The sequence below is a fragment of the Geodermatophilus sp. URMC 62 genome (genome assembly GCF_052931475.1).
In genome coordinates, this window is the sequence record NZ_JBRFHY010000001.1 from 3706571 (window position 1) to 3732800 (window position 26230).

Annotated in this window: 26 protein-coding genes and 1 pseudogene; 11 read left to right on the top strand and 16 right to left on the bottom strand. The window is 74.6% G+C overall.

The window, feature by feature from the left end; all coding sequences use genetic code 11:
• Nucleotide 1 precedes the first annotated feature (1 nt).
• Nucleotides 2-934, top strand: a complete 933-nt coding sequence (locus ACU616_RS18035) for a M56 family metallopeptidase (protein WP_446759803.1) — start codon at nucleotides 2-4, stop codon at nucleotides 932-934.
• Nucleotides 935-940: 6 nt separating this feature from the next.
• Here ACU616_RS18035 and ACU616_RS18040 read toward each other — a convergent pair whose 3' ends face one another.
• From ACU616_RS18040 to ACU616_RS18075, 8 genes are all read right to left on the bottom strand, one after another.
• Entirely contained in the window at nucleotides 941-1840 is a 900-nt protein-coding gene (locus ACU616_RS18040) for an oxidoreductase (protein ID WP_446759804.1), read from the bottom strand.
• Between the two features lie 87 nt (nucleotides 1841-1927).
• Nucleotides 1928-3214: a threonine--tRNA ligase gene (thrS, locus tag ACU616_RS18045; RefSeq protein WP_446759805.1), complete on the bottom strand. Its 1287-nt coding sequence runs from the start codon at nucleotides 3212-3214 to the stop codon at nucleotides 1928-1930.
• A gap of 251 nt (nucleotides 3215-3465) precedes the next feature.
• Entirely contained in the window at nucleotides 3466-5697 is a 2232-nt protein-coding gene (locus tag ACU616_RS18050; protein WP_446761496.1) for a heavy metal translocating P-type ATPase, read from the bottom strand.
• Between the two features lie 29 nt (nucleotides 5698-5726).
• Nucleotides 5727-6605, bottom strand: coding sequence for a hypothetical protein (locus ACU616_RS18055; RefSeq protein ID WP_446759806.1), 879 nt, complete (start codon nucleotides 6603-6605; stop codon nucleotides 5727-5729).
• Nucleotides 6606-6630: 25 nt separating this feature from the next.
• Complete coding sequence (locus ACU616_RS18060; RefSeq protein WP_446759807.1) at nucleotides 6631-6840, bottom strand: heavy-metal-associated domain-containing protein; 210 nt, start codon at nucleotides 6838-6840, stop codon at nucleotides 6631-6633.
• Between the two features lie 29 nt (nucleotides 6841-6869).
• Nucleotides 6870-7181: a metal-sensitive transcriptional regulator gene (locus ACU616_RS18065; protein ID WP_446759808.1), complete on the bottom strand. Its 312-nt coding sequence runs from the start codon at nucleotides 7179-7181 to the stop codon at nucleotides 6870-6872.
• 25 nt (nucleotides 7182-7206) lie between these two features.
• Nucleotides 7207-7641, bottom strand: coding sequence for a helix-turn-helix domain-containing protein (locus ACU616_RS18070; RefSeq protein ID WP_446759809.1), 435 nt, complete (start codon nucleotides 7639-7641; stop codon nucleotides 7207-7209).
• Nucleotides 7642-7781: 140 nt separating this feature from the next.
• Nucleotides 7782-8270, bottom strand: a complete 489-nt coding sequence (locus ACU616_RS18075) for an Hsp20/alpha crystallin family protein (RefSeq protein WP_446759810.1) — start codon at nucleotides 8268-8270, stop codon at nucleotides 7782-7784.
• A 130-nt stretch (nucleotides 8271-8400) separates the two neighbouring features.
• Between ACU616_RS18075 and ACU616_RS18080 the strand changes: the two genes are divergently transcribed.
• The 4 genes from ACU616_RS18080 to ACU616_RS18095 all read left to right on the top strand — a co-directional run bounded on the left by ACU616_RS18080 (nucleotide 8401) and on the right by ACU616_RS18095 (nucleotide 11415).
• A complete protein-coding gene (locus tag ACU616_RS18080) occupies nucleotides 8401-8973 on the top strand; it encodes an STAS domain-containing protein (protein ID WP_446759811.1) in 573 nt (190 codons plus the stop codon).
• 48 nt (nucleotides 8974-9021) lie between these two features.
• A complete protein-coding gene (locus ACU616_RS18085) occupies nucleotides 9022-10311 on the top strand; it encodes a YibE/F family protein (RefSeq protein WP_446759812.1) in 1290 nt (429 codons plus the stop codon).
• A 119-nt stretch (nucleotides 10312-10430) separates the two neighbouring features.
• Complete coding sequence (locus ACU616_RS18090) at nucleotides 10431-11096, top strand: class I SAM-dependent methyltransferase (RefSeq protein ID WP_446759813.1); 666 nt, start codon at nucleotides 10431-10433, stop codon at nucleotides 11094-11096.
• Nucleotides 11086-11415, top strand: a complete 330-nt coding sequence (locus tag ACU616_RS18095) for a TraR/DksA family transcriptional regulator (protein ID WP_446759814.1) — start codon at nucleotides 11086-11088, stop codon at nucleotides 11413-11415. The genes ACU616_RS18090 and ACU616_RS18095 overlap by 11 nt, the downstream gene beginning before the upstream one ends.
• Nucleotides 11416-11484: 69 nt before the next feature.
• On the opposite strand, the gene ACU616_RS18100 is transcribed toward ACU616_RS18095, so the two are convergent.
• Genes ACU616_RS18100 through ACU616_RS18120 form a run of 5 tightly spaced genes read right to left on the bottom strand, consistent with a single transcriptional unit; the run spans nucleotide 11485 to nucleotide 16345 of the window.
• On the bottom strand, nucleotides 11485-12387 hold the full coding sequence (locus ACU616_RS18100; protein ID WP_446759815.1) for a glycosyltransferase family 2 protein: 903 nt from the start codon (nucleotides 12385-12387) through the stop codon (nucleotides 11485-11487).
• Nucleotides 12384-13262 carry a glycosyltransferase family 2 protein gene (locus ACU616_RS18105; protein WP_446759816.1) on the bottom strand — a complete coding sequence of 293 codons (879 nt, stop codon included), beginning with the start codon at nucleotides 13260-13262 and terminating at the stop codon, nucleotides 12384-12386. The genes ACU616_RS18100 and ACU616_RS18105 overlap by 4 nt, the downstream gene beginning before the upstream one ends.
• Nucleotides 13259-14296, bottom strand: a complete 1038-nt coding sequence (locus ACU616_RS18110) for a prenyltransferase (RefSeq protein WP_446759817.1) — start codon at nucleotides 14294-14296, stop codon at nucleotides 13259-13261. Before ACU616_RS18110 ends, ACU616_RS18105 begins: the two co-directional genes overlap by 4 nt.
• A 37-nt stretch (nucleotides 14297-14333) precedes the next feature.
• Nucleotides 14334-15098 (bottom strand): class I SAM-dependent methyltransferase, encoded by a 765-nt coding sequence (locus ACU616_RS18115; protein ID WP_446759818.1) that lies wholly within the window; start codon nucleotides 15096-15098, stop codon nucleotides 14334-14336.
• Complete coding sequence (locus ACU616_RS18120) at nucleotides 15092-16345, bottom strand: glycosyltransferase family 4 protein (RefSeq protein ID WP_446759819.1); 1254 nt, start codon at nucleotides 16343-16345, stop codon at nucleotides 15092-15094. The genes ACU616_RS18115 and ACU616_RS18120 overlap by 7 nt, the downstream gene beginning before the upstream one ends.
• Before the next feature lie 61 nt (nucleotides 16346-16406).
• On the opposite strand from ACU616_RS18120, the gene ACU616_RS18125 reads away from it, so the two are divergent.
• Together ACU616_RS18125 and ACU616_RS18130 are read left to right on the top strand one after the other, a co-directional pair.
• Nucleotides 16407-16700 (top strand): Dabb family protein, encoded by a 294-nt coding sequence (locus ACU616_RS18125; RefSeq protein WP_446759820.1) that lies wholly within the window; start codon nucleotides 16407-16409, stop codon nucleotides 16698-16700.
• Nucleotides 16701-17420: 720 nt separating this feature from the next.
• On the top strand, nucleotides 17421-18518 hold the full coding sequence (locus ACU616_RS18130; protein ID WP_446759821.1) for a DUF4192 domain-containing protein: 1098 nt from the start codon (nucleotides 17421-17423) through the stop codon (nucleotides 18516-18518).
• 224 nt (nucleotides 18519-18742) lie between these two features.
• On the opposite strand, the gene ACU616_RS18135 is transcribed toward ACU616_RS18130, so the two are convergent.
• The gene (locus ACU616_RS18135; RefSeq protein WP_446759822.1) at nucleotides 18743-18904 is read right to left on the bottom strand and encodes an excisionase family DNA-binding protein; all 162 of its coding nucleotides are present in this window, start codon (nucleotides 18902-18904) and stop codon (nucleotides 18743-18745) included.
• Nucleotides 18905-18970: 66 nt separating this feature from the next.
• Between ACU616_RS18135 and ACU616_RS18140 the strand changes: the two genes are divergently transcribed.
• Nucleotides 18971-20071, top strand: coding sequence for an IS630 family transposase (locus ACU616_RS18140; RefSeq protein WP_446761497.1), 1101 nt, complete (start codon nucleotides 18971-18973; stop codon nucleotides 20069-20071).
• A gap of 455 nt (nucleotides 20072-20526) precedes the next feature.
• Here the strand turns inward: ACU616_RS18140 and ACU616_RS18145 are convergent, their stop codons facing one another.
• Both ACU616_RS18145 and ACU616_RS18150 read right to left on the bottom strand, forming a co-directional pair.
• The gene (locus tag ACU616_RS18145; RefSeq protein WP_446759823.1) at nucleotides 20527-21189 is read right to left on the bottom strand and encodes a hypothetical protein; all 663 of its coding nucleotides are present in this window, start codon (nucleotides 21187-21189) and stop codon (nucleotides 20527-20529) included.
• Between the two features lie 138 nt (nucleotides 21190-21327).
• Nucleotides 21328-22440, bottom strand: coding sequence for an IS630 family transposase (locus ACU616_RS18150; RefSeq protein ID WP_446759824.1), 1113 nt, complete (start codon nucleotides 22438-22440; stop codon nucleotides 21328-21330).
• A 157-nt stretch (nucleotides 22441-22597) separates the two neighbouring features.
• Here ACU616_RS18150 and ACU616_RS18155 point away from each other — a divergent pair.
• The 3 genes and pseudogenes from ACU616_RS18155 to ACU616_RS18165 form a co-directional block, all read left to right on the top strand.
• Nucleotides 22598-23188, top strand: a pseudogene (locus ACU616_RS18155) (transposase); the annotation flags it as partial.
• A 584-nt stretch (nucleotides 23189-23772) separates the two neighbouring features.
• Nucleotides 23773-24213, top strand: coding sequence for a hypothetical protein (locus ACU616_RS18160; RefSeq protein WP_446759825.1), 441 nt, complete (start codon nucleotides 23773-23775; stop codon nucleotides 24211-24213).
• Nucleotides 24214-24704: 491 nt separating this feature from the next.
• The gene (locus ACU616_RS18165) at nucleotides 24705-26030 is read left to right on the top strand and encodes an FAD-binding protein (protein ID WP_446759826.1); all 1326 of its coding nucleotides are present in this window, start codon (nucleotides 24705-24707) and stop codon (nucleotides 26028-26030) included.
• The last annotated feature ends 200 nt before the right edge of the window (nucleotides 26031-26230 follow it).

Consider the following 26230-nt stretch of genomic DNA (forward strand, 5'->3'; position numbering starts at 1 on the left):
CGTGCTGCCCGCGACCGCCGCCGCGCTCGGGGTCCTCGCCGCGCTGCTGGCCTGGCCGGTGCCGGCGCTGCTGGGTCGCGCGCGGTGGCCGCGGCGCGACCCCCTCGTGGCGCTGGTGTGCTGGCAGGCGATCGGCCTGGCCGGCGGGCTGTCGATCATCGGCGCCCTGCTCGTGCACGGCCTGGCGCCGTGGGGGCACTCGCTGCCCGAGGCCGGCTGGGCGGTGCTGACCGGCGACCCCTCCGAGGGCACCGTCCGGGGCGACCACTGGGTCGCGCTGACGCTGGCCGGGGTGCTGGCCGCGGAGCTGCTCGGCGTCCTGGCGCTGTCGTGGGTGCGCACCGCCCGCACCCGCGGCCGGCACCGGGCACTGCTGGAGCTGGTGGTGCGGCCCTCGGCCGCGGCCCCCGACGCCCGGCTGCTCGAGCACCCGGCGCCGGTGGCGTTCTGCATCCCCGGAGCCCGCCCGCTGCTGGTGCTCTCCTCGGGCATGGTCGCCGAGCTCGACGACGACCAGCTGGCCGCCGTCGTCGCGCACGAGCGGGCGCACCTGGCCGAGCACCACCACCTCTACCTGCTGCCGTTCGTGGCCTGGGAGGCGGCGCTGCCGGTGCTGCCCGCGGCCGCCCGCGCGCACGCCGCCGTCCGGGCGCTGGTGGAGATGCGCGCCGACGACCGCGCGCTGGCCACCCTGGGCGGGGACGAGCCGCGGCGCACGCTGGCGCGGGCGATCGTCGCGGCGGCCGGCGCGGCCGGGGGAGGGCAGGTGCCCAGCGGGGCGCTCGCCGTCGCCGGTGCCGCGGTGCGCGAGCGCGTCGTCCGGCTGCTCGCCCCGCCGTCCCCGCTGCCGGCCGCCGCCCGTGCCGCCGCCCTGCTGGCCGCCGGCCTGCTCCTGCTCGTCCCGACCGTCCTGCTGCTGGCGCCGGCCCTCTGAGCGTGCTCAGGCCCGGGTGGGCAGGGAGGCCGGGAGGTCGACGCCGGTGAGCTCGGCCGACGCCGCCCAGAGCCGGGCGGCCAGGTCCAGGTCGCTGGCGGTGGCGGTGCGGCCCACCAGCGTCGGGTACCCGCGGGCCTCCATCGGACCGTCCGGGCCGGCGTAGCTCCCGCCGGGCAGGTCGGCCGTGGCCACGAACAGCGTGGGCAGCGCCCCCTGCTCGGCGGACTGGGCGACCACCCGGTTGCCCAGCGCCATGACCGCGTCCTTGAGCCGGTTCTCGGTCCGGCCCTGCAGGTTCGTCGCCGACCAGCCGGGGTGGGCGGCCATCGCGCGCACCGGCGAGCCGGCGGCGGTGAGCCGGCGCTGCAGCTCCAGCGTGAACAGCAGGTTGGCCAGCTTGGACTGGCCGTAGGCGCGCTCGGCCGAGTAGCGCCGGGTCTCCCAGTTGAGGTCGGTGAGGTCGATCGTGCCCATCCGGTGCGCCGTCGAGGAGACGGTGACCACCCGGTCGGTGACGTGCGGCAGCAGGAGGTTGGTCAGCGCGAAGTGCCCGAGGTGGTTGGTGCCCAGCTGCAGCTCGAAGCCGTCGGCGGTGCGGCCCTCCGGCACCATCATGATCCCGGCGTTGTTGACCAGGACGTCGAGCGGGCCGGACCAGGCGTCGGCGAAGGTGCGCACCGAGGCGAGGTCGGCCAGGTCCAGATGGCGCGCCTCGACCTCGCCGGGCAGCCCGGCAGCCGCCGCCTCCCCGCGGGCGGGGTCGCGGACGGCGAGCACGACGCGGGCGCCGGCCTGCGCCAGCGCGCGGGCGGTGGCCAGGCCCAGCCCGCTCGTGGCGCCGGTGACCACGACGGTGCGGCCGGTCTGGTCGGGGATGTCGGCGGTGGTCCAGCGACTCGTCATGCCCGGACCAACGCCGGCCGGGCCGCGAGTGTGCCGCCGGGGGACGTCCGGGGCCGGCCGGTGTCCCTGCCGGCCCCGGACCGGGAGTCACGGCCACAGCCGCTGCAGGCGGCCCGCGGCGACCCCGGCGGCCAGCCCGACGAACCGCTGCGCGGGCACCGGGCCGAGCCGGCGGCCGTCGCGCAGGTCCACGGCCACCTGCCCGGCGGCGGACTCCCGCTCACCCACCACCAGCCGGTAGGGGGCCCGGGAGAGCCGGGCCCGGCGGACCCGCGCACCGAGCGGCTCGGCCGCGTCGTCGACGTCGACGCGCAGGCCGGCGGCCCGGGCCACGTCCGCCACCTCGGCCACGGCCCGCGCCTGCGCGGCCGAGGACGGGTCGACCGGCAGCACCACGGCCTGCACCGGCGCCAGCCACACGGGCAGGTCGCCGGCGTGCTGCTCGAGCAGGAACGCCAGGCAGCGCTCCATGCTGGAGAGCACCGTCCGGTGCAGCAGCACCGGACGGCGGGGACCGTCCGGGCCGGCGTAGGACAGGGCGAACCGCTGCGGGAGCAGGAAGTCCAGCTGCACCGAGGAGAACGACTCCACGCGGCCGCCGCGCCCGGGCACCTGCACGTCGATCTTCGGGCCGTAGAACGCCCCCTCGCCGCGGACCGGCTCGTAGGGCACGCGCAGGTCGCCGAGCACCCCCGCGAGCACCGCCTCGGCCCGGTCCCACTGGGCGTCGCCGGCCGCGTACTTGGCCCCGTCCCCGCGCAGCGAGAGCCGGTAGGAGTGCCCGGACAGGCCCAGGGCGGCGTAGGCGTCCTCGACCATGCCCACGACGAGCGCGACCTCGCCGGCGACGTCGGCCGGGTCGCAGAAGTGGTGGGCGTCGTTGAGGACCATCGCCCGCACCCGCGAGAGCCCCGACAGCGACCCGGACGGCTCGTCGCGGAACATCGCGCCGAGCTCGGCGATCCGCAGCGGCAGCTCGCGCCAGGACCTCGGCCGCGACCGGTAGGCGACGACGTGGTGCGGGCAGTTCATCGGGCGCAGCACGATCGGGCCGCTGCCGCCGTCCTCCATCGGCGGGAACATCGCCTCCGCGTAGTGCTCCCAGTGCCCGGAGACCTCGTACATGGCCTTCCTGCCCAGCGGTGGTGAGTAGACGTGGGCGTAGCCGGCGGCGCGCTCAGCCTCGCGGACGTAGCGCTCGAGCTCCCCGCGGACGACCGCCCCGGCCGGCAGCCAGATCGGCATGCCGGCGGGCAGCAGCGGGTCGGAGGCGAACAGGTCGAGTTCCCGTCCGAGCCGGCGGTGGTCGTCGGGCGGCAGCGACTCGACCGGGCGGTGGTCGCGTGCGTCCGCGGGGGAGGGGTGGGCGTTCATCGGGTGCTCCCTGGGATGGGCGGGGAGCTCCCGGGACGTCGTCCGGCCCCGGGAACTCCCGGGGCCGGATGGGTGGTCGAGCGGTGCGGCGCTGGTCAGCGCGCTCGCGGGCTCACGGCGCCGAGAGGTCCCGGCGCGGTGGTGCGGACCCTGCGCGCTGCCATGCCCCCCAGTGTGCGCGGGGACGTCGCCGGGGCAACGGGGTTTCCGTCCGGCCGCCACCCCCGACCGGGGCGGCTCCGGCCCGGTCGTCAGCGGCCGGCGGGCTCCCGGGCGCGGCCCGCGGGCAGGGCGGCCTCGGCCGCGGCGCCGTCCGGCAGGGGTGCGAACCGGCGCAGCCGCAGGCTGTTGGTGACGACGAGGACCGAGCTCAGCGCCATCGCCGCGCCGGCGATCATCGGGTTGAGCAGTCCGGCCATCGCCACCGGGATCGCCGCGACGTTGTAGGCGAACGCCCAGAACAGGTTGCCCTTGATCACCGCCAGCGTGCGCCGGGCCAGCCGGACGGCGTCGGCGGCGACGCGCAGGTCGCCGCGCACGAGCGTCAGGTCGCTGGCCTGGATGGCGACGTCGGTGCCGGTGCCCATGGCCAGCCCCAGGTCGGCCTGGGCGAGGGCGGCCGCGTCGTTGACGCCGTCGCCGACCATCGCCACGGTGCGCCCCTCCGCCTGCAGCCGGCGGACGACGTCGACCTTGCCGGCCGGCAGCACCTCGGCCACCACCTCGTCGATGCCGACCTCGGCGGCGACCGCGCGGGCGGCGGCCGCCGAGTCGCCGGTCAGCAGCACCGGCCGCAGGCCCAGGTCGCGGAACCGGCGCACCGCCTCGGCCGACGTCGGCTTGACCGTGTCGGCCACGACCAGCACACCGCGCGCCGCGCCGTCCCAGCCGACGGCCACCGCCGTCCGCCCCTCCGCGGCGGCGTCGGCGACGGCGGCGGCCAGCTCCGCGGGCAGCTCCCCGTGCAGGGCGGGCCGCCCGACGACGACCTCGGTCCCGGCCACGGTGCCGCGCACGCCGAGCCCGGCCTCCGCGCGGAACCCCGTGACGGCGGGCAGCGGTCCGCGCTCGCGGGCCGCCCGGGCGACCGCGGCGGCGATCGGGTGCTCCGAGGCGTCCTCCAGCGCGCCGGCGCGCCGCAGCACCTCGGCCGGGTCCTCGCCGGGGGCGGCGGCGACGTCGACCAGGCTCATCGCGCCGGTGGTGACGGTGCCGGTCTTGTCCAGCACCACGGTGTCCACCCGCCGCGTCGCCTCCAGCACCTCGGGCCCGCGGACCAGGATGCCCAGCTGCGCGCCCCGCCCGGTGCCGACCATGAGCGCGGTCGGCGTGGCCAGCCCGAGCGCGCAGGGGCAGGCGATGATCAGCACGGCCACCGCCGCCGGGAACGCCCCGGCCGGCCCGGCGCCGGTGCCCAGCCAGAAGCCGAGGGTGGCCAGGGCGAGCGCGAGCACGACCGGCACGAAGACGCCGGAGACGCGGTCGGCCAGCCGCTGCACCTGCGCCTTACCGTTCTGCGCCTCCTCGACCAGCCGGGCCATCTGCGCGAGCTGGGTGTCCGCGCCGACCCGGGTCGCGCGCACCACCAGCCGCCCGCCGGCGTTGACCGTGGCCCCGACGACGACGTCGCCCGGGCCCACCTCCACCGGCACCGACTCGCCGGTGAGCATCGAGGCGTCCACCGCCGAGGAGCCCTCGACCACCTCGCCGTCGGTGGCCACCCGCTCGCCGGGGTGGGCGACGAACAGGTCGCCCACCGCCAGCTGCTCCACCGGCACCCGGGTCTCGGCGCCGCCGCGCAGCACCGACACCTCGCGGGCGCCCAGCTCCAGCAGGGCCCGCAGCGCCGACCCGGCCCGCCGCTTGGCGCGCGCCTCGGCGTAGCGCCCGGCGAGCAGGAAGGTGGTCACGCCGGCGGCGGCCTCCAGGTAGACGTCGCCGGACCCGTCGGTGCGGGTGACGGCGAGGCTGAACGCGTGCGTCATCCCCGGCTCGCCGGCGGTGCCGAGGAACAGCGCGTACAGCGACCACAGGAACGCCGCCCCGGTGCCCAGCGACACCAGGGTGTCCATGGTCGCCGCGCCGTGCCGGAGGTTGGTCCACGCGGCCCGGTGGAACGGCCAGCCGCCCCACACCACGACCGGCGCGGCGAGGGTGAGCGAGAGCCACTGCCAGTACGTGAACTGCAGCGCAGGGACCATGCCGAGGACGACGACCGGCACGCTGAGCACCGCCGAGACGAGGAGTCGGAGGACCCCGTCCCCCTCACCCCTCTCAGGCTCGGGGCGGGCCTCTGGACGGGGCCGAACGGGCAGCGACGCGGTGTAGCCGGCCTTCTGCACCGTGGCGACGAGGTCCTCGAGCGCGACGCCGTCGCCGAAGCTGACGCGGGCCTTCTCGGTCGCGTAGTTGACCGTGGCGGTGACGCCGTCGAGCCGGTTGAGCTTCTTCTCGATGCGGGCCGCGCAGGAGGCGCAGGTCATGCCGCCGATCGACAGCTCGAGCTGCGTGCTCACGAGGTCCTCCGGGCGGTCAGGGTGAAGGCGGCGGTGTGCACGACGTCGCCGTGGCGGAAGTCGAGGAACAGCCGGTGGTCGCCGGCCGCGGGCACCTCGACGGCGAAGCGGATCTCCCCGCCGGAGCCGCCGGTGGGGTGGACGTGCAGGTAGCCCAGGTCGCCGGCGCGCAGCGCCACCAGGTGGCCGCGGGCGCCGAGGTACGGCTGCAGGTCGGTCACCGGGACGCCGTCGCGGGTCACGGTGAGCACGACCTCCGACTCCCGGCCGGCCACCAGCCCGCCCTCGAGCGTCACGGTGTAGCCGTCCACCTCCGCGGTCGGTGCCGGCGGCGGGAGCGGCACCGGCTCGGACGCCCCGCCGACGGCCAGGTCGGCGCCGAGCACGACGCCACGGCCGAGCGCGGACGGGGCGGCGTCGGCGACCACCCGCCAGGAGCCGGGGGTGAGCGCCAGCGTCGTCGTCCAGGTGCCGTCGGGCGCCAGGACGGGGTGCACGTGCTGGTAGCCGGTGAGGTCGCGGCGGACGGCGACCAGGTGCAGGTCCTGCTCGTGCACCGTCTCGTAGGCGGTCACCGGCTCGCCGTCGGGGCCGAGCAGCCGGAACGACAGCGGAACGGCGTCGCCCGCGGGCAGGGCCGTGCTGCTCAGGTCGAGCGTGTGGCCGTCGTGGGAGACGGCGAGGCCGCCGGGGAGATCGGTGTCGGGAGCCGTCGCGGCGGCGTGCCCGGCGTCCTCGGCGTGCCCCGTCACCTCCTCCACGTGGGCGGACGGCGGCTCGCCCACGGGGCCGGCCAGCGCGCCCACGCCCCAGCCGGCACCGAGGACGGCGGCCGCGGCCGCGACGGTGGCGGCGACCCGGGTCGCGGTGCGCACGGCGACTCCCTCGCGACCGCCCGCCTCAGCGGGCGGCCACCTCGTAGCCGGCCTCCTCGACGGCGGCGCGCACGGCGTCGTCGTCGACCGGGGCCTCGCTGGTGACGGTCAGGCCGCCGCTGGCCAGGTCCACCGCGACGTCGGTGACGCCGGGCAGGCCGCTGACCTCCTCGGTCACCGCGGAGACGCAGTGGCCGCAGGTCATGCCGACGACGGTGTAGCTGGCGGTGCTCACGGAGGTCCCTCCAGAGGGGAGCGGGTGGGTCAGGAACGGACGAGCCGGGCGATGGCGGCGGAGGCCTCGCGGACCTTCTCGTCGGCCTCGGGGCCACCAACGGCCGCGGCCTGCGCGACGCAGTGGCTCAGGTGCTCCTCGAGCAGGCCGAGGGCGACCGACTGCAGGGCGGAGGTCATCGCCGAGACCTGGGTGAGGATGTCGATGCAGTACTTCTCGTCCTCGACCATGCGCTGCAGCCCGCGGGCCTGGCCCTCGATGCGCCGCAGCCGCTTGAGGTAGTCGTCCTTGCGGCTGATGTACCCGTGGACGTGGCCGGGGGCGGTCTCCTGGTCGGTCACAGGAGGAACCATACCCCCCTAGGGTTTATGGCGCCACGCGCCAGCCGTCGCCCTCGTCGCTCCGGGACGGGGCGTCGTCGCCGCCGGCCCGCAGCCGGTCGACCGTGTCGCGCAGCCGGTCACTCGTGGCGCGGGCGTCGGCGAGCTCGTCCTGCAGCCCGAGGATCACCTCGGCCGAGGCGAGCGTGTGCCCTTCGTCGAGCAGGCCGCGCAGGCGCGCGGCGAGCTGCAGCTGGTGGCGGGAGTAGCGGCGGTGGCCGCCGGGGGAGCGGTGCGGCTGCAGCACGCCCGAGCCGTCGAGGCTGCGCAGGAAGGCGGCCTGGACGCCGAGCAGCGTGGCCGCCTGGCTCATGGTGAGCGCCGGGAAGTCCGGGTCGTCGAGCCGGCGGACGACGTCGGAGGCCGGGTCGCCCGCGGGGTCGACGGCGTCCCCGGTGCGGCTGTTCGGATCGGGAGCCACGGGTCCTCCTCGGTCGGCCGGTCTCCCGGTGCCGGTGTCGGGTGCCCGGCCGGGTCCGGGTGCGGGAGACACCGCGGGGCCGGGCCACGGCTGGCCCGGCCCCGCGTGGGGTCGCCGATCGTGCGATCAGCGTGCTGCCGTCACTTCTCGACGGCCCGCTGCTCACCGGACTCGTGCTCGATGGTCCGGCCCTCCACCGCGGTCGGTACGTCGGCGCGGGTCACGGTGATCTTGCGGGCGCGGGCCTTCTCCGCCACCGGGATGCTCACGGTGAGCACGCCGTCGTGGTAGCTGGCCTCGAGCCGGTCGGTGTCGAGGCTGCGGCCCAGCACCAGCTGTCGGGTGTAGGCGCCGTACGGGCGCTCGGCGACGGCCCACTCGGCGTTCTCCAGCTGCGGCACCGAGCGCTCGGCGCTGACGGTGAGGGTCGTGCCCTCCACCGACAGGTCGATCGAGCCCGGGTCGACACCCGGCAGGTCGAAGTGGGCGACGAACTTGTCGCCGACCCGGTAGGCGTCCATCGGCATGCCCGACAGGGCGCGGGCGGTGCCGGGACGGCCGGCGAGCTGGTCCAGCGCGCGGAACGCGGCGGACGTGGCGGCGAACGGGTCGTAGGCGGTCAGCATCATGACTGGTGCACCTCCTGGTGGATCCGGTGGGTGTTCGCTGCCCGAGGTAAGACCTCTAGTGGCAACTGGAGATTACCTCGGTCGCGCACCGGTGTAAACATCCACCCAGGAACTTTGTTCCCACACAGGTATGGACGGCCGCGCGGGCGGGAAGTCCCCCGGCATGGACGAGGAGGCACCTCCCGGCGGACCGGCTCAGGACCAGGCCCCCGCGCACGACCGGGACCACGAGCAGGACCACGACCACGACCGGGACCACGACCGGGACCAGGACCAGGACCGGGCCGGCCACCCCGGGGACGGCCCGCAGGTGACCGCGACGCTCGACGGTGACGTCAGCTGCGTCACCGTCACCGGAGAGCTGACCGAGGCCGCCCGCCGGCCGCTGGTCCGGGTCGTCACCGACCAGCTGCTGTCGGTGCCCACGCTGCGCCGGCTGGAGCTGCAGCTGAGCGGGGTGTCGTTCATGAACTCGGCCGGGATGGCCGTGCTCATCCAGCTGCAGCGGATGACCCAGCCGCGGGCGGTCACCGTCGCGCTCGTCGAGCCGCCGGCCACCGTCGCCCGGCCGCTGCAGCTGACCGGCCTGTGGCGGCGCTTCGAGGTGGTCGACCCCGCCGCCGGCCCGGCCGACGCCGGTGGTGCGCCGCCGTCCGGGGCGCCGTCGCGCCGGCCCGACGGTCCCGACGGGCGCAGCGCCTGACCGTGGTGTCGTCGGGAGCGGGCGGGGTGCTGCTCCTAGCCTGACCGGGTGCCCGCCACCCCCTCGCACACCCACTCGCACACCCACTCGCACGGCTCCGGGACCGACGCCCCACCGGCGGACCCGGAGGTCCTGACCCGCCGCCGTCGCGCCGTCTGGCTGATGCTCCTGCTCCTCGTCCCGGCCGGGCTGGCCACGGTGGTCGGGCTGGTCGTGCTCTGGCCCGGCGACGAGCGCACGCAGGCGCAGCAGGTCGCCGAGACCTACCTGCCCCCGGGCCAGACCTACCCCGACGCCCGGGTCGTCTCGCTGCAGACCCTGCCCTGCGGGGACACCGGCGCCGGGCAGGCCACCTGCGCCACCGCCGTCGTCGAGGTGCTCGAGGGGGAGGGTGCCGGTGACTACCAGCAGGTCGACCTGCAGGCCGACGTCGTCGCCAACGGGGTGGCCGAGGGCGACACCCTCGTGCTCACCCGCGACGCCGGCGCCGACGGCGGGGTGAGCTACCAGTTCTTCGACTTCGCGCGGACGACGCCGATGGTGGTGCTCGCCGTCGCCTTCGCCCTGGTCACCGTGGCCGTCGCCCGGCTGCGGGGGCTGGCCGCGCTGGTCGGGCTGGCCTTCTCCTTCGTCGTCCTCCTGCAGTTCGTCATGCCCGCGCTGCTGACCGGTGCCTCGCCGACGCTGGTCAGCCTGGTCGGCTCGGCGGCGATCATGTTCGTCGTCCTGTACCTGGCGCACGGCTTCTCGGCCCGGACGACGACCGCGCTCATCGGCACCCTGTTCGGGCTGGCGCTGGTCACCGTGCTCGGCTCGGTCTCGGTCGGGGTGGCCCGGCTGACCGGGCTGACCGGCGAGGAGACCACCCAGCTGGCGACCTACGACCCCACGCTGGACTTCTCCGGCCTGGTCATCGCCGGCTGCGTCGTCGCCGGGCTGGGCGTGCTCAACGACGTCACGATCACCCAGGCCTCGGCGATGTGGCAGCTGCACGAGGTGGACCCGGCGATGGGCTGGGGGGAGCTCTACCGCCGCGGCATGGCGGTGGGCCGCGACCACATCGCCTCGACGGTCTACACGATCGTGTTCGCCTATGCCGGGGCCGCGCTGCCGCTGCTGCTGCTCTTCGAGCTCTACTCCCGGCCGGCCGGGGTCACCCTGACCAGCACGGTGGTGGCCGAGGAGGTGGTCCGGACGCTGGCCGGCGCGATCGCCCTCGTGCTGGCGGTCCCGGTGACGACGGCGGCCGGTGCGTTCTTCGCCACCGCGGCCGGGACGGCGGCCGGCGCGGCTCCGGAGCGGCGCATCTCGGCGCTGCGGGCCAGGTTCGCCCGCTGACCGGCCGTCGTCGCGGCGGTCTCCCCGCACCTCCGTAGGCTGGCCGGCGCGAGGCTCGGGTGCCCGCGGCGCCGGCGGGCGGCGGCCGCGACCCCGGACGAGGGACGGAGGCCGCTGCGGTGGAGGAACCCGGGCCAGTCGGGCTGCGCGGGACCGGCCCGGCCGGTGTGGCGGAGCTGCTCACGGCAGCCGAGGCCGCGCCCGGCTTCATGCCGGCCGCGGAGGGCCGCGCGCTCTACGAGGCCGCGCGCACCGTGGCGGTGCCCGGCCCGCTGCTGGAGATCGGGTCCTGGATGGGGAAGTCGGCGCTGTACCTGGCCGCCGCGGCGCGGGAGACCGGCCGGCAGGTGGTCACCGTCGACCACCACCGCGGCTCCGAGGAGCACCAGCCCGGCTGGGAGTACCACGACCCCTCGCTGGTCGATCCCGCCGTCGGCCGCATCGACACGCTGCCGCGGTTCCGCCGCACCGTCGCCGACGCCGGTGCCGAGGACGTCGTCGTCGCGGTGGTGGCGCGGTCGGAGGTGCTCGCGCCGCTGTGGTCGACGCCGCTGGCGCTGCTGTTCCTCGACGGCAGCCACACCGAGGAGTCCGCGCGCCGCGACCAGGACGCCTGGGTGGCCAAGCTGGCCGTCGGCGGCACGCTGGCCATCCACGACGTCTTCCCCGACCCCGCCGACGGCGGCCAGGCCCCCTTCGGCGTCTACACCCGGGTGCTGGCGTCGGGGGACTTCACCGAGCTGCCCGGCACCGGCTCCCTGCGGCTGCTCCGCCGTGAGCGCTGACGCGCTGGGGGCCGAGCGGGCGGCCGCCCAGGCCCAGGTCGAGGCGCTGACGCGGGAGTTCGACGCCATCGTCGCCGCGTCACAGGCGTCGAACGGCGACGACGAGCACGACCCGGAGGGCGCGACGATCGCCTTCGAGCGCCAGCAGGTGGCGGCGCTGCTGGAGCGGGCGCGCCGCCGGCTGGCCGACGTCGACGCCGCGGTCACCGCCGTCGAGGCCGGCACCTACGGGCGCTGCGGGTCCTGCGGCCGGCCGATCGCCCCCGAGCGGCTCGCCGCCCGGCCCACCGCCGGCACCTGCATCACCTGCGCGACCTGAGAGTGGACCCCGCCCTCCTCACCCCTCGCAGCTCGGGGCGAGCCTCTGGGCGGGGCCGGGTGAGGTCCCTCAACTGACGTAGCGGCGGGCCGTCGAGCGGCGCTGGACGGCGTCGAGGGCGGCGAAGCGGGCCTCCGCGTGGGCGGGGAGCACCCGCCGCTCGCGCGCGACCCACGGGATCCCGCGGACGGCCGCCCAGATCCCCTGCGCGGTCACCCGGTCGCGCGGCAGCGTCTGCAGCAGGTGCAGCGTGCGGCGCAGCGCCGGGCGCAGGGGACGGCGCAGCCACGTCGTCCAGAGGGTGTTGCGGATGCCGTCGCGGCGGCGCCGGTGGGAGTCGCGGGCCGTCGACGCCTGGTGGTGCACCGTGAGCGACGGCAGGTAGCACAGCTCCCACCCGGCGGCGGCGAGGTCGCCGGCCATGAGCTCCTCCTCGCCGCCCAGCCACAGCCGCTCGCAGAACCCGCCCACCTCGAGGAACGCCGCCCGCCGGACGACGCTGGCGCCGGCGAGGAAGGACCCCAGCGCCGGGCCGGGCAGCCAGTCGGCGCCGGGCACGGGGGAGTCGCGCAGCTCCGGCACGATCGGGTCCTCGCGCGCGCCGGGCTCGACGACGATGCGCGCGGTGACCACGGCCAGCCGCGGGTGCGCGTCGAGGACGTCGGCGGCGTGCCGCAGGGATCCCGGGTCCCACCACGTGTCGTCGTCGCAGAAGGCGACGTAGGGCGTGGTGAGCCGGGCGACGCCGACGTTGCGGCCGACCGCGCCCAGGTTCTCCGGGCTGGCGACGAGCTCCACGTCCGGGAACCGCTCGGCGACCGCCGCCGCCGTCCCGTCGGTGGAGCCGTTGTCCACCACCACGACGTGCGGACGCTCGGGCAGCTCGACCAGCCGGGACAGCGCGAGCAGCGCCTCGTCCCGGCGCTGGTGAGTGATGACGACGACGGCGACCCGCGCGTCGGGGTCCGTCATCCGGCGAGCAGCCGTCGGTCGGCCAGCACGTGCGCCGGCAGCCGGCGGCGGCGGCGCAGCGCGGCCGGCAGGTCGGGCAGCGCCTGCCCCAGGCCGCGGCGCTCGGGCGCGCCGGCCCGCAGCCCGGCGACGACGGTGCGGACGACGTCGCCCAGCGGGAGGCGCATCACGGCGGTGAGCACCTTCGACCGCCAGATGGCGGTGCGCCGCGCGGCCGGGTCGTGCCGGCGGGTCGAGGGGTGGTGGTGCACGGTCACCGCGTCGACGTAGGCCAGGCCCCAGCCCGCGGCGGCCAGGTCGAGGGAGAGCCGCTCCTCCTCGCCGGGGAAGCGCACCACCGGGTCGAAGCCGCCGGCGGCGAGGAACGCGTCGGTGCGCACCATCGCCCCGCAGCCGATGAAGCCGAGCAGGGCGGGCCCCGGCAGGTCCGGCGGGGTGCCGAGCGGGCTGGTGGCCAGCTCCGCGCACAGCGGGTCGAGCCGTTCCTCGGGCCCGACCAGGACGCGGGCCTGCAGCACCGCCAGCCGCGGGTGCGCGCGCATGACCTCCGCGGCGCGGGCGAGGTCGCCGGGCGCCCACCACGAGTCGTCGTCGGCGAAGGCCACGAACTCGGTGCCCGCGTGCCCGGCGCCGATGGTGCGGGCCCGGGCGCCGGCGTTGGCCTCCAGCGCCAGCACGGTGACCGCGGGCAGCGCCGCGCGGACGGCGGCGACGGTGCCGTCGGTGGAGCCGTTGTCCACCAGCACCACCGGGGCCTCGTGCCGGGGGAGCGTCGCCAGCAGGTCCTCGCGCCGGTCGCGGCTCATGACGACGACGGTCACGCCGTCCGGGACGGGCGACCGGGTGGCGGCCGGTCCGGTGGACGTGCTGGTCACGGCTGGACCCTTCCCGGAAGGGGCGCCGCCGAACCCGGGGTGTCCACCGGGCCCGGCGCCGGCAGCGCGGAGGGGTCGGCGAACAGCGCCGCGGCCGGTGTCGCCTGCGCGAGCGCGTCGACGGCCAGCACCACCGCGGCCGCCGTCCACGTCGGGCGCTCCACCGGCCAGCGGGCGTCGTCGGCGTAGACCAGGCCGGTCCAGTAGGAGCCGTCGTCGTGGCGCAGGTGCTGCATCGCCGCCACCTGCTCGCGGGCGGCGTCGTGCTGCCCGGCGACGACGAGCGCCAGCGCCAGCTCGCAGGTCTCCGCGCCGGTCACCCACGGGCGGTCGGCGACGCAGCGGGCGCCCAGGCCCGGGACGACGAACCGGTCCCAGTCGGCGGTCAGCCGGACCCGCGCGGCCGCACCCGTCACCGCGCCGGCCAGCACCGGGTAGTACCAGTCCATCGAGTACCGGGACCGGTCGGCGAAGGCCCCGGGGTCGCCCCGCAGCGCCGTCCCGAGGTCGGTGACGGCCAGCTCCCAGTCCGGCTGCGCCTCCCCGGTCAGCCCGGCCAGGGCGATCCCGCAGCGCAGCGCCTGGAACAGGCTGGCGTTGCCGGTCAGCAGCGCGGTGTCGTCCGGGGTGCCGTCGGGCCGCATCGCCCAGCTGACCGCCCCACCGGCCAGCTGCATGCGCACGACCAGGTCCAGGCCGCGGCGCACGGCCGGCCACAGCTCGGTGACCAGCCGCTCGTCGCCGCTGGCCAGCCAGGAGTGCCAGGTGCCGACGGCGAGGTAGCCGGCGTGGTTGCTCTCGACCGCCGGCTGCGTCTCGGCGCCGTCGCGGTACTCCGCGGCCCAGGAGCCGTCGGGCCGCTGGCGGGCGGCCAGCCAGCGGTAGGCGGCGCCCGCGCGCTCGTGCTCGCCGCCGACGTCGAGGGCCATCGCCGCCTCGACCGAGTCCCACGGGTCCAGCTGCCCGCCGCGGAACCACGGCAGCGCCCCGTCGCGGCCCTGCTCCGCGGCGATCGCGGCCACGGTGCGGCGCACCGCGGCGCCGTCCAGGACGCCGGGCAGCTCCGGCAGCTCAGCGCGCGGCAGCGGTCTTCTCCCGCTCCGGGAGGACGCCCTGGGCCGGCGGGAGGGCGGGCCTGGTCGCGTAGACGACCAGGCTCTTGCCGATCAGCGGGTCGAGCAGCCGCTCGGCGGTCCGCGTCAGCCACGGCCGGCGGGTCAGGTCCCAGACCAGCAGCCGGTGGTAGGCCCGGACGACGGCGGCGTCGCGGTCGACCCCGAGGGCGCACCGGAGCCACCAGAAGGGCGCGTGCAGGGCGTGCGCGTGGTGCTGGGCGCCGGGCACCAGCCCGGCCACCGACAGCCGCGCGCGCAGCACGTCGCCGCGGTAGATGCGGACGTGGCCGCCCTCGTTGGCGTGGTAGGCGTCCGACAGCGCCCAGCAGACCCGCTCCGGGCCGAAGCGCGGCACGGTCACCGCCACGCGCCCGCCCGGCTTGAGCACCCGGGCGATCTCGGCCATGGCGCGGGCGTCGTCGGGGATGTGCTCGAGCACCTCGGAGGCGATCACCCGGTCGACGCTGGCGTCGGGCACGGGCAGGTGCCGCAGGTCACCGCGCACCACCTCGTAGCGGGCGCCCGCCGGGGCCTCCCCGGCCTCCGCGATCGCGCCGAGCCACTGCCGCGTCGTCGTCACCTCGGACACGCCCCAGTCGACGGCGACCACGTGCGCGCCGCGACGGTGGGCCTCGAAGGCGTGCCGCCCCTCGCCGCAGCCGAGGTCGAGCACGGTCATCCCGGGCCGCACGTCGAGCAGGTCGTAGTCGACCGTCAGCACGGGCGTCCCTTCCGTTGGAGGACCTGCGCGTACCAGTCGGCCGTCCGCTCGGCGGTCGAGCGCCAGGTGTAGGAGGCCAGGACGCGGCGGCGCCCGGCGCGGCCCAGCTGCTCCTGCAGGGACGGGTTCTCCAGCACCAGCCGCAGCGCCGCGGTCAGCTCGTCGACGTCGCCGGCGCGCACCCGCAGCCCGGCCTGGGTGCCCACGACCTCCGGCAGCGCGCCGGCGTCGGTGGTGACCAGCGGCGTCCCGCAGGCCATCGCCTCCACCGCCGGCAGCGAGAAGCCCTCGTACAGCGAGGGGATGGCGGCCACCGTGGCCCGCTGCAGGAGCGCGACCAGGTCGGCCTCGGGCAGCGGGCCGGTGAACCGGACGGCGTCGCGCAGCCCCAGCCGGTCCAGCGCGGACTCCGCCGGCCCGCCCGGGCGCGCCGTGCCGACGACGGTCAGCCGCACCGGCCGCTCGGTGCGCAGCTTGGCCAGCGCCTCGAGCAGGTGCACCAGGCCCTTGAGCGGGACGTCGGCGCTGGTGGTGACCACGACCGAGTCGCCGTCGCGCCGCTGCCCGGCAGGCGGCGGGGCGAAGACCGCGGGGTCGATGCCGACCGGGACGACCTCGACGCCGGCCGCGGGCACGTGCAGGTGGGTCTCGATGTCGCGCCGGGAGCTCTCCGACACGGTGGTGACGGCGTCCAGGCGCGGCGCGACCCGGGCCTGCATGGCGGTGAAGCCGTACCAGCGGGCGAGCGTGAGGCGGCGGCGCAGCGTGGGGGCGGCGGCCAGCTCCAGCCGCCGGTCGATCGCGACCGGGTGGTGCACGGTGGCGACGGTGGGGACGCCGGCGCGGACCAGCCGCAGCAGCCCGTAGCCGAGGCTCTGGTTGTCGTGGACGACGTCGAACTCCGACGCGCGGGGCAGGAGCTCGCGGGCCGCGCGCAGGGTGAAGGTGAGCGGCTCGGGGAAGCCGGCGGTGCACATGGCCGCCCACTCCAGGACGTCGACGGCGTCGCGGAACTCCGAGGGCCGCGGCGTGCGGAACGGATCGGGCTCGCGGTAGAGGTCGAGGCTTGGCAGCCGGGTCAGCGGGACGCCGTCGTCGAGCTCGGGGTAGGGCTGACCGCTGAACACCTCGACGGCGTGGCCGAGCGCGGCCAGCTCGCGGGAGAGCGCCCGGACGTAGACGCCCTGGCCACCGCTGTGCGGCTTGCTCCGGTACGACAGCAGGGCGATGCGCAGCCGTCGTCCCATGGGCCGGACCCTACCGACCCCATCCGGTCCGCATCCCGGGCCCGCCTGACAGGGTGACCGCGTGATCCGACACGTCGTCCACTTCACCTGGTCCGACAGCGCCGACGAGGCCCGCCGGGCCGAGACCCTGGCGGCGCTGCGCCGGCTGCCCGAGCAGGTGCCGGGCTCACTGGCCTTCACCGTCGCGCCCGACGCCGGCCTCGTCGAGGGCAACGCCCACACCATCCTCGTCGCCGACTTCCCCGACGCCGAGACCTTCCGGGGCTACGCGAGCGACCCCACGCACCTGGCGGTCATCGCCGAGCACGTGCGCCCGTACCTGGCCACCCGCAGCGCCGTGCAGTACGAGGTGTGACCCGTCCGGGCGACCGACCTGCGGTTCCTCCGGTCCCGTGACCGGCGTCCGCCCGGTGACCGATTGCCGTCGTCCCGTCCTCGCCGCTGTCGCGGGCCCCCTCGCCGCCGAGCGCGGGACCGGCGTCCGCGGACGGCACCGGTCTCGCCCCGGGTCCGCTGCCGGCCGCGGCCGTCGGCGCCGGGGCGCAGGTCACCCCGGTGACCGAGTCGCAGCTCGCGCAGGGGGCCGCACTGGTCGGCGGCTCGACCGAGGGCCCGGAGGTGTCCCCGCCGGGGTGCGCCGACGTGGTGACGGGGACCAGCCCTCGTTCGACGAGTACGAGGACGTCGCCGCCCAGGTCGCCGTCCTCGGGACGACGACCCTGCAGGCGCTGGTCGCCGGTGGTCCGGCCGCCGCCGCCGTGGCCGGCTTCGAGCCGCCCCGGGACGGGTGCACCTCGGTGCAGGTGACCTCTCCGCAGATCGGCACGGCCACCGTCGACCACGCGGAACTCGACGTGCCCGACCTCGGCGGCGGATCGGCGGGCGCCACCACCACCACCACCACGGTCACCGGCCCCGACGGCCGGCCGCTGACCGTCCCGGCGCTGGTCGGTGTCGCGCAGGACGGCGAGCTCGCGACCGACAGTCCGGGCCCGCGCCGTCCACAGCGGCCGGCCGGTCCACAGGCCGGCCCGACGCGCGGCGGCAGGAGGCGCCGGAGCCCAGGGTCGGTGGCGTGGACGAACCCCAGCCCTCCTCCATCCGGCTCGGCGACAGCGGTGAGGTCGCCGCGGCGCTGCCCCACCTGCTCGGCTTCCACCCCGCCGAGTCCCTCGTGCTGGTCAGCCTGCGCGGGCCGGGCGGCAGCCGGGTCGGCCTGACCGCGCGCGCCGACCTGCCGCACCCCCCCGACGCCCCGGCGCTGGCCCGCGCGCTGGCCGCCAGGGTCGCCACCGACGACCCCGCCGCGGTGCTCCTCGCGGTGGTGTCGGAGGCACCCGACGACGTGCCCGGGAACGCCGCGGGGCCGGCGCTCCCGGTGTTCGCCGGGGTGGGCGACGGGATCGCCGAGCTGCCCCACCGCGACCTGGTGCACGAGGTGGTGCTCGCGCTCGACGCGCTCGACGTGCCGGTCCGGGAGGCGCTGCTCGTGCGCGCCGGCCACTGGTGGGACTACGACTGCCCCTACCCGTGCTGCGAGCCCGGGAGCGGCACCCCGCTGCCCGGCGGCGCCAGCCCGCTGGCCGCGGCGGCCGTCGCCGGCGGCGCGGTCCTCGCCGCGGACCGGGCGGCGCTCGCCGCCCGCATCGCCCCGCCGACGGAGGTCACCGGGGTCGCGGCGATGGCCGAGACGTGCCTGCGCGCCGGACGCGAGCACGCCGCCCGGCTGCGCACCGCGGGCCGTCCGGCCGTGGCGGAGGAGTGCGACGCCGCGGTCGCCGAGGCCGTCGCGGCCTGCCGTCCTGGCCCGGCCACCGCGCGCACCCGGCTCCCCGACGCCCGGGTGGCCCGGGTGCTCTGGGCGCTGACCCTGAGCGAGGTCCGCGACCGGGCGCTGGGGCTCGCGCTGGGGGAGGACGCCGCGGCCGCCGAGGTGCTCTGGACCGAGTGCACCCGCCGCGCGCCGGTGCCGCACGACGGCCCGCCGGCCACGCTGCTGGCCGTCAGCGCGTGGCTGCGCGGCGACGGCGCCATGGCCAACATCGCCCTCGACCGGGCCCTGGCCGCCGACCCGGGCGCCTCGCTGCCCCGGCTGCTCGCGGAGGGCCTGGCGGCCTGCCTGCCCCCGGCCGAGCTCCGCGCGCTGATCACCGACACGCTGGCCACCGGGTGAGCCGCCGCTCGGGGCTCCCCTCCGGGGTCCCGCGTCGAGCCCGCGACGCAGGGGGCAAGAGGGTCCTCACACCAGCTCGGGCCGTTGCCACTCCTGCCCGAGGACGTGCTCGGCGAGGAACGCGAGCACCGTCTCGTACCAGACGGTGGCGTTCCCCACTGCTTCGATCGCACCAATCGTTTGTGCAGATGGAAGGAGGTGTCCGTTGGTAGGGGAGGCCCGGGTCAGGCCTGCGGGCGCCACACCACCAGCTCGTCCACCTCGTGAGGCAGCAGCCTGATGTGGTAGCCGTTGTCCGCCCTGATTGGCGTGAGCCGCTTGTTCCGGATCGCCCGGTCGATGGTGGCGACGTGCACTCCGATCCTCTCGGCGGCCTCCTTGGTCACTGGTGCTCCGTCGCAGCGGTTCTTGGTGCCATCCCGGTCCGGGTGGACTATTTCGCATGGCCGCGCCTGCGGGTGGTGCAGGTACCGGAGGGCGATCGGCGGGAGCTCACGCGGCGGGTTCGGGACAAGGGCGCACCGGCACGGGTGGTCGAGCGGGCCCGGATCGTGCTGCTGGCCGCCGACGAGGTGCCGGGCAAGCAGATCGCCACGTGGGTCGGCTGCGTCGAGCCGACGGTGGTGACCTGGCGGCGGCGCTATGCCGAGTCCGGGCTGGCCGGCCTGGCCGACCTGCCGCGGCCGGGCAAGCCGGCCCAGCTACCTGAGGCACTGCGTGATCGGGTGCTGGAGCTGACGCTGACCGACCCCCCGGATCAGTTCGGGGCGACCCACTGGTCCTCCCGGCTACTGGCCACCGCACTGGCCGGCGAGGGCACCCCGATCGCGCACACCACCATCGCCCGGATCTGGCACCGCTTCGGCATTCAGCCCTGGCGGTCCGAGACGTTCAAGTTCTCCACCGATCCCGAACTTGAGGTCAAGATCCGCGACGTCGTCGGCTTGTACCTGCATCCGCCGGAGAAGGCGGTAGTGCTCTGCGTGGACGAGAAGCCCCAGACCCAGGCGCTGGAACGCACCGCGCCGGTGCTGCCGGTGCGGCCCGGGCATCCCGAACGGCAGACCTTCGATTACGTCCGGCACGGCACCACCACGCTGTTCGCCGCACTCGAGGTGGCCACCGGCAAGGTCACCGAGGCCTGCACCGACCGGCACCGGCACCAGGAGTTCCTGGCATTTCTCAAGCAGGTCGCCGCCGCCTATCCCCGCCGCGAGCTGCACGTCGTGGTCGACAATCTGGCCACCCACAAGCACCCGGCGGTGCGCGCCTGGCTGGACCGGCATCCCCGGGTGCAGCTGCACTTCACCCCGACCTCCGGGTCGTGGCTGAACTTGGTGGAGGCGTTCTTCTCGATCATCACCCGGCAGGCCCTGCGCCGCGGCAACTTCCCCACCGTCGCCGACCTCATCGCCGCCATCGAGCGCTTCATCACGGCCTGGAACGACCGCTGCCGTCCGTTCACCTGGACCAAGGACCCCGACACCGTCATCGCCAAGGCCACCGACCCGCGACGCCGCAAGGCATCAACCACGTCAGTTACAGAGCATTGAGGTTTTCTCACTAGAAATCCCCACCCAGTTGAAGGGCGTAGTGGGCGTCGCTGGTCAGGGCTTCAGCGAGTCGTCAGCGACTTCGGGCGCGGGCCCTCGACGCAGGCTCCCGGCAGGCGGCACTCGACACTTCGCTGGCACGAGGGCCTGACCTGCAGCGATGCCTCTCCCAGCCGTCCGCGGACGGCGAATCCTGGTGAGAAAACCTCACTAGAGGCTTGAAGTACATCCGTTGATCAGCGAGAAATGCTCTTGGCGCGTTTCGGCTTGCCCGCGCAGCGAGCGCATGAAGAACGGATATAGCCGCGGCAAGAACTACCGCGTATTTGAGTCAACCCCGCCGGGGTCAGCCGAAGCGCCGACGGAATGGGCGCCTTGGAACCGCAGAGATCAGCGATCGAAGGATGGCCCGAGCAGGCGGACCACCTTCTCGGGCCGAAGCCTCGGATGTCAGGTCAGGCTCGACCTGGCGGAACTACTTCGATCACCGTTATGATGGGGTTGTTCGGGTCGTCAGTGGCGATCTCGATCGTGTGCGTGCCAGGCGTCAGCGGCTTCAGCAGTGCGACCCACCCGTGGGCGGCAAATTGCCCCTCCCTGTCCGGCGAACCGAACACGTTGTCCTCAGGCAGCATGACCGGCGTGACGTCCGTCGTGACCTCCGTCAGTGACACCGGCTGGCCGTCGAGGGTCACCGTTGGTGCTTCGGGAGCGTCGTTTGTCCGGGCGCATTGCTGCAGGTCAGTTTCGGGCGGAGCCTCCCAGGGGGTACTGCACTCCAAGGTCGAGCCTGCCACGAAGAGCCGGGTGCCGGGCTTCACCGTGCACGCTTCGACTCCCGTCGGGCCTAACGGGGCGACGATGTTGGCGCCGAGATCCCAGCAGGCGTCCGCGTCCGGATTGCTGAAGGGATTCTCATCGCTCGGCGTCTGAAGCACCGTCGTCCACAGCTCCGCCAAGACATCGGCGAGCTTCTCCGTGGGTGCCGCATTCGCTGTCTGCGTTGTCCCGGCGAAGGTGACCGCCGCAAGAAGGGCAACTGCTGCCGAGAGGATCACCCTGCGGACATTCATCATATCCGTGAAACCTCCGCTTCGCAGGTGGATCCGGATCACCACGAACTCACGCCGCGGCGCGCAATCTGCTGTCCAGACGGGCGGGCTGGCGATCCCCGGGGACTGCGTGTCTACCATAGAATCAGCAGCATGGGATAGATACTTACGTCTCGCGATGCCGGTCGGATCTCCAGGCATCACCTAGTGCTCCGTAACTGACGTCGCTTGTGTCTTGCGGTGGCGCGGGTCGGTGGCCTTGGCGACGACGGTGTCGGGGTCCTTGGTCCAGGTGAAGGGTGCGCAGCGGTCGTTCCAGGCGTCGATGAATCGCTCGATGGCAGCGATGAGGTCGGCCACGGTCGGGAAGTTGCCGCGGCGCAGGGCCTGGCGGCTGATGATCGAGAAGAACGCCTCGACCAGGTTCAGCCAGGAGCCCGAGGTCGGGGTGAAGTGCAGCTGCACCCGCGGGTGCCGGGCGAGCCAGGCCCGAACGGCGGGGTGCTTGTGGGTGGCGTAGTTGTCGACCACCACGTGCAACTGGCGGCGCGGATAGGCGGCGGCGACCTGCTTGAGAAATGCCAGGAACTCCTGGTGCCGGTGCCGCTCGGTGCAGGCCTCGGTGACCCGCCCGGTGGCCACCTCCAGTGCGGCGAACAGCGTCGTGGTGCCGTGCCGGACGTAGTCGAAGCTGACCGCCTCCGGGTGCCCGGGCCGAACCGGCAGCACCGGCGCGGTCCGCTCCAGAGCCTGCAGCTGCGGCTTCTCATCCACGCAGAGCACCACCGCCTTCTCCGGCGGATGCAGGTGGAGCCCGACGACGTCACGGATCTTGCCCTCCAGCTGAGGGTCGGTGGAGAACTTGAACGTCTCGGACCGCCAGGGCTGCACGCCGAAGCGGTGCCAGATCCGGGCGATGGTGGTGTGCGCGATCGGGGTGCCCTCGCCGGCCAGCGCCGCGGCCAGCAGCCGCGAGGACCAGTGGGTGGCGACGTACTGGATCGGCGGTGCGGTGAGGGTCAGCTCCAGCACCCGGTCCCGCAGCGCCTCCGGCAGCGGGGAGGGCTTGCCCGGCCGCGGCTCGTCGGCCAGGCCGGCCAGGCCCCGCTCGGCGTAGCGGCGCCGCCAGGTCACCACCGTCGGCTCGACGCAGCCGACCCACGTGGCGATCTGCTTGCCCGGCACCTCGTCGGCGGCCAACAGCACGATCCGGGCCCGCTCGACCTCCCGCGCCGGCGCGCCCTTGTCCCGAACCCGCCGCGTGAGCTCCCGGCGATCAGCCTCCGGCACCTCCACGGTGCGCACCCGATTGGGCATGAGTCATCGTCACGCTGACATTCAAAAACAGCAACGATCACTGCGACGGAGCACTAGATGACTGATTCCAAGGGGTCCGGGCTGGGGCCGCTGTGATCACGGGCGAGGGTGCTCAGGCTTGGCGTTGCTGACCCAACGTCGAACCTCGGAGGTCCTCGTGGACGCCGACCTGGACACCCTCGCGACGGCACTGTATGCCCGCACCGACGATCTGCTGAAGGCCGCGCCGGAGTGGCTGCCCTGGCGACCGGCGGCGGGCATCGCTCCCCGGCTCGGCGATGCCGAGCTGGTGACCCTGGCGGTGCTGCAGGCGCTGCTGGGGTTCACCAGCGAGGCGCGCTGGCTGCGGTTCGCCGGTGAGCAACTGCATCCGCTGTTTCCCTACCTGCCCCGCCAGCCCGGCTACAACAAGCGCCCGCGCCGGCTCTCGGGCACCATGATCTGGCTGATCCGGGCCCTGGCGACCGACACCAGCCTGTGGGCCGATGACGTGTGGGTGATCGACTCCACGCCGATCGAATGCGCCCGCTCCCGGGAAGCGGTGCGCCGCTCGGACCTGGCCGGCTGGGCCGAGTACGGCTACTGCGCCAGTCACAGCCGCTACTTCTGGGGGCTGCGGCTGCATCTGATCGCCACCCTTCAGGGGCTGCCGGTCGCCTTCGCCCTCTCCGGCGCCAAGGCCGATGAGCGCCAGGTGCTGCTGGACCTGCTCGGTGCCGACCCCGCCCTGGTCTGCAGTCATCCCGGCGTGCCTCATTCAGCCGGGTGATGCGGAGCCGAACAGCGATCCCGCGAGCCCCTATCTCAGGGAGACGGCCCGATGCCGGAGCCCCACTCTGACTCTCCCTTGATCTCCTCCCCTGGGGGTGCGCGGCGCTGATCGTCGCGCTGATCCAGGACCCGCGCGTCCGGGACGTCGTCGCGCCGCTGGCCGCCCATGCCCGCCCGCGAGGAGCGCACCCTTGCCGCGCTCCTCGGCGACAAGGCCCCGGCGGTGAACCCTGAGGGCGCCCCAGCGGCGGCGCCCGTGGTTCCTTCCGGCCGACCATCGGCGCCGCCACCGCGCTGGCCCTGTCGGTAGGTGCAACGTGCCGCGTCTACCAGAGGCGGCGGGCGTATGTGGCCCGGACGACCTTCACGGCTGCTGTCCACGGATCCACCGGTCGACTTGTGAGCATGAGCTGGATGCCATGCAGCTGAGGGCACCTTCGAGGCTTCCCTGTCTGGCTCCCGCGCGGGACCATGACGGAGCCCTGCCGGAGCACCGCTCAGAGACCGGAAGAGGTCATGGAGGTCGCCAACTCAAGCGGTCCTGCCTTGAGGAGGACACCGATGCGCCGCACCGTCCGCACCGCCGCGATCGTTGTGGGAGCTTCCGCCGCGACTGGCCTCGGTCTGGCCACCGCCGGAGCTCAGCCCGACGCCACTACGGCGCAGGCACCAACGTCGTATCAGTTGACCAGCTCGACCATGACCGTCCCCGTCAACCTCTTGGACTATCCGAAGTCTCACGGTCTGTGCGGGGACGGCTACCACGTCGCTGGCGACTGGAACTTCAACCAAACAGGCTTCGTGTGGATCTATAGTCCTGCCGTTCACGCCAACGGTGACTCAGACATCTACATCTACGGCTCCTACGTGGACCTGAATAGCCAGAACGGCACCGACAGCAACGGCCGCGCTTACTACCAGGGGCTGTACGTCACCCTCGGCAACCACTCCTGGACGCAGGCAAAGCAGGGGTCCTTCACCTGGACGTGCGAACCCAACTGAGTAGCACCTCGGAGCCGCGGCCGAGTGGGACTCCGTCCATGTAATAGGCGGAGTCTCACAGCCTTGTTCGCCGACACAGGATTGGCGTACATCACTGCTGCCATTGGCAATCAGCCAGCTCAGGATCGTCTTGAAAACTGGGCCGGAGTGGCTGTTCAGGGACAGCCACTTAGTACTGCAACGGCACTTGCTAAGCGCCTACAGCGTGACCTGCGAGAACCGCGTGCGACGAGCGAGTTCCGCGGCGGGTTTCTTGGGTCAGAGCTACGGCTTCGCGAGGACCAGGAGCAAGTGCCGTTGCAGTACTAGGCGTCTGTGGCGCCGCCCGCAGGTCCGTGGCTCGCGGGGAAACCCATCCGTACCAGCCATGGACGCTCCGCTCTTCACCTCCTAGCCTTGGGGCCATCTCGGCAGCTGAAGCAGCCTGATCATCTGGCCTGAGGCGTGTCGGCGCGGCCCCGTGCGATGCGTCGAAAGGACGCCGTACGCTCATGACGATCTCACTTTCTGAGCTTGAGGGAGTCCTCGTCACCGACGAGGCAACGCTCACCGGTTGCGCCCGCGACTACGGCCGCGTGGTGCACCGCATGCCCTCGGCGGTGCTCCGGCCGGCCGCGGTGCGCGATGTGGTGCAGGCCCTGCGGTTCTGCTGCGACCATGGTCTTCCGGTCGCCGCCCGCGGACAGGGGCACAGCACGGCCGGGCAGGCGCAGGTGGCCGGGGGGCTGGTCATCGACATGTCGACGCTGCAGGGCATCGGCCCCGTCCAGGACGGCTCAGTGCGGGTGCAGGGCGGCGCGACGTGGAGGCAGGTGCTGAGCAGAACGGTTCCGCTCGGCTGGTGGCCGCCGGTCGTGACCGGCTACGCCGGGCTGTCGGTCGGCGGGACGCTGTCGATGGGTGGCATCGGCGCGGCCAGTTTCCGGCACGGTCCTCAGGTGGACCACGTCGTCGCGCTGCAGGTCGTCACCGGCGAGGGTGAGCTGAGGACCTGCTCACCCAGCGAGCACCCGGAGCTGTTCTCCGCCGTCCTGGGCGGCGTCGGGCAGTACGGGGTGATCGTGGAGGCCACGCTGGCGCTGACGCCGGTCGCCCCCCGGGCCCGCTACCACCTGCTCGGGTACGACGACGCGGACGCCTTCTTCGCCGATCTGTGGACGCTCACCACGCGGGACCGGGTCGATGGGCTCTACGGGCAGATCCTGCCCGGCCCGGAGGGGAGCTGGTCGTACCTCCTGCACGCGGTCGAGTTCTTCTCATCGACGTCCAGCGACTCGGCACTGCTGGCCGGGCTGCGCAGCGCCCCTGCCGCCCGCACCGTCATGGACCTGGACACGCTCGCCTTTGCCACCGTCGTCGACGAACAACTCGAGGCCCTCGGGCTGACCCATCTGCCGCGGGTGTGGAGAGACGTCTTCCTCCCCGGCTCCTGCATTGAGACCTTCGTCGCAGACGCGCTGGCCGAGCTGACCGCGGAAGAGCTCGGGCCGGCCGGCTTCGTGCTCGTCTTCCCGATCCGCAACGCCGCGCGGTCCCACGCTCTTCGCCTGCCCGAGGAGGAACGGGTCGCCCTCTTCGACATCTGCACCTCCGGTTCGCCGGAGGATCCGGACTACGTGCCGACCCAGCTAGACAAGGCGCGAGCGATGTACGAGCGGGCCCGAGCGCTGGGCGGAACGCTCTATCCCATCGGCAGCACGCCACTGACCACCGAGGACTGGCGGACCCACTACGGGTCGAGCTACCAGGCCCTGCGCACGGCGAAGGAGCACTATGACCCGGCGAACATCCTGACGCCCGGAGCCGAGATCTCTTGATGGCGTCGAGCAGCACGCTCAATCGAGCCAAATTACATAATCGGGCCAAGGCCCCTCGGCTGGTAATTACACCGCAGCGCGGCTGAGGCTCCCTGCCGTGCGGCGGGAAAGACCGATCACATCAGCGCCTTGCATGTCCACAATCAGCCATCGCTCGGAGATCCCGCTCGGGCCACCCCGGCTCAGGCCTACGATCTGCA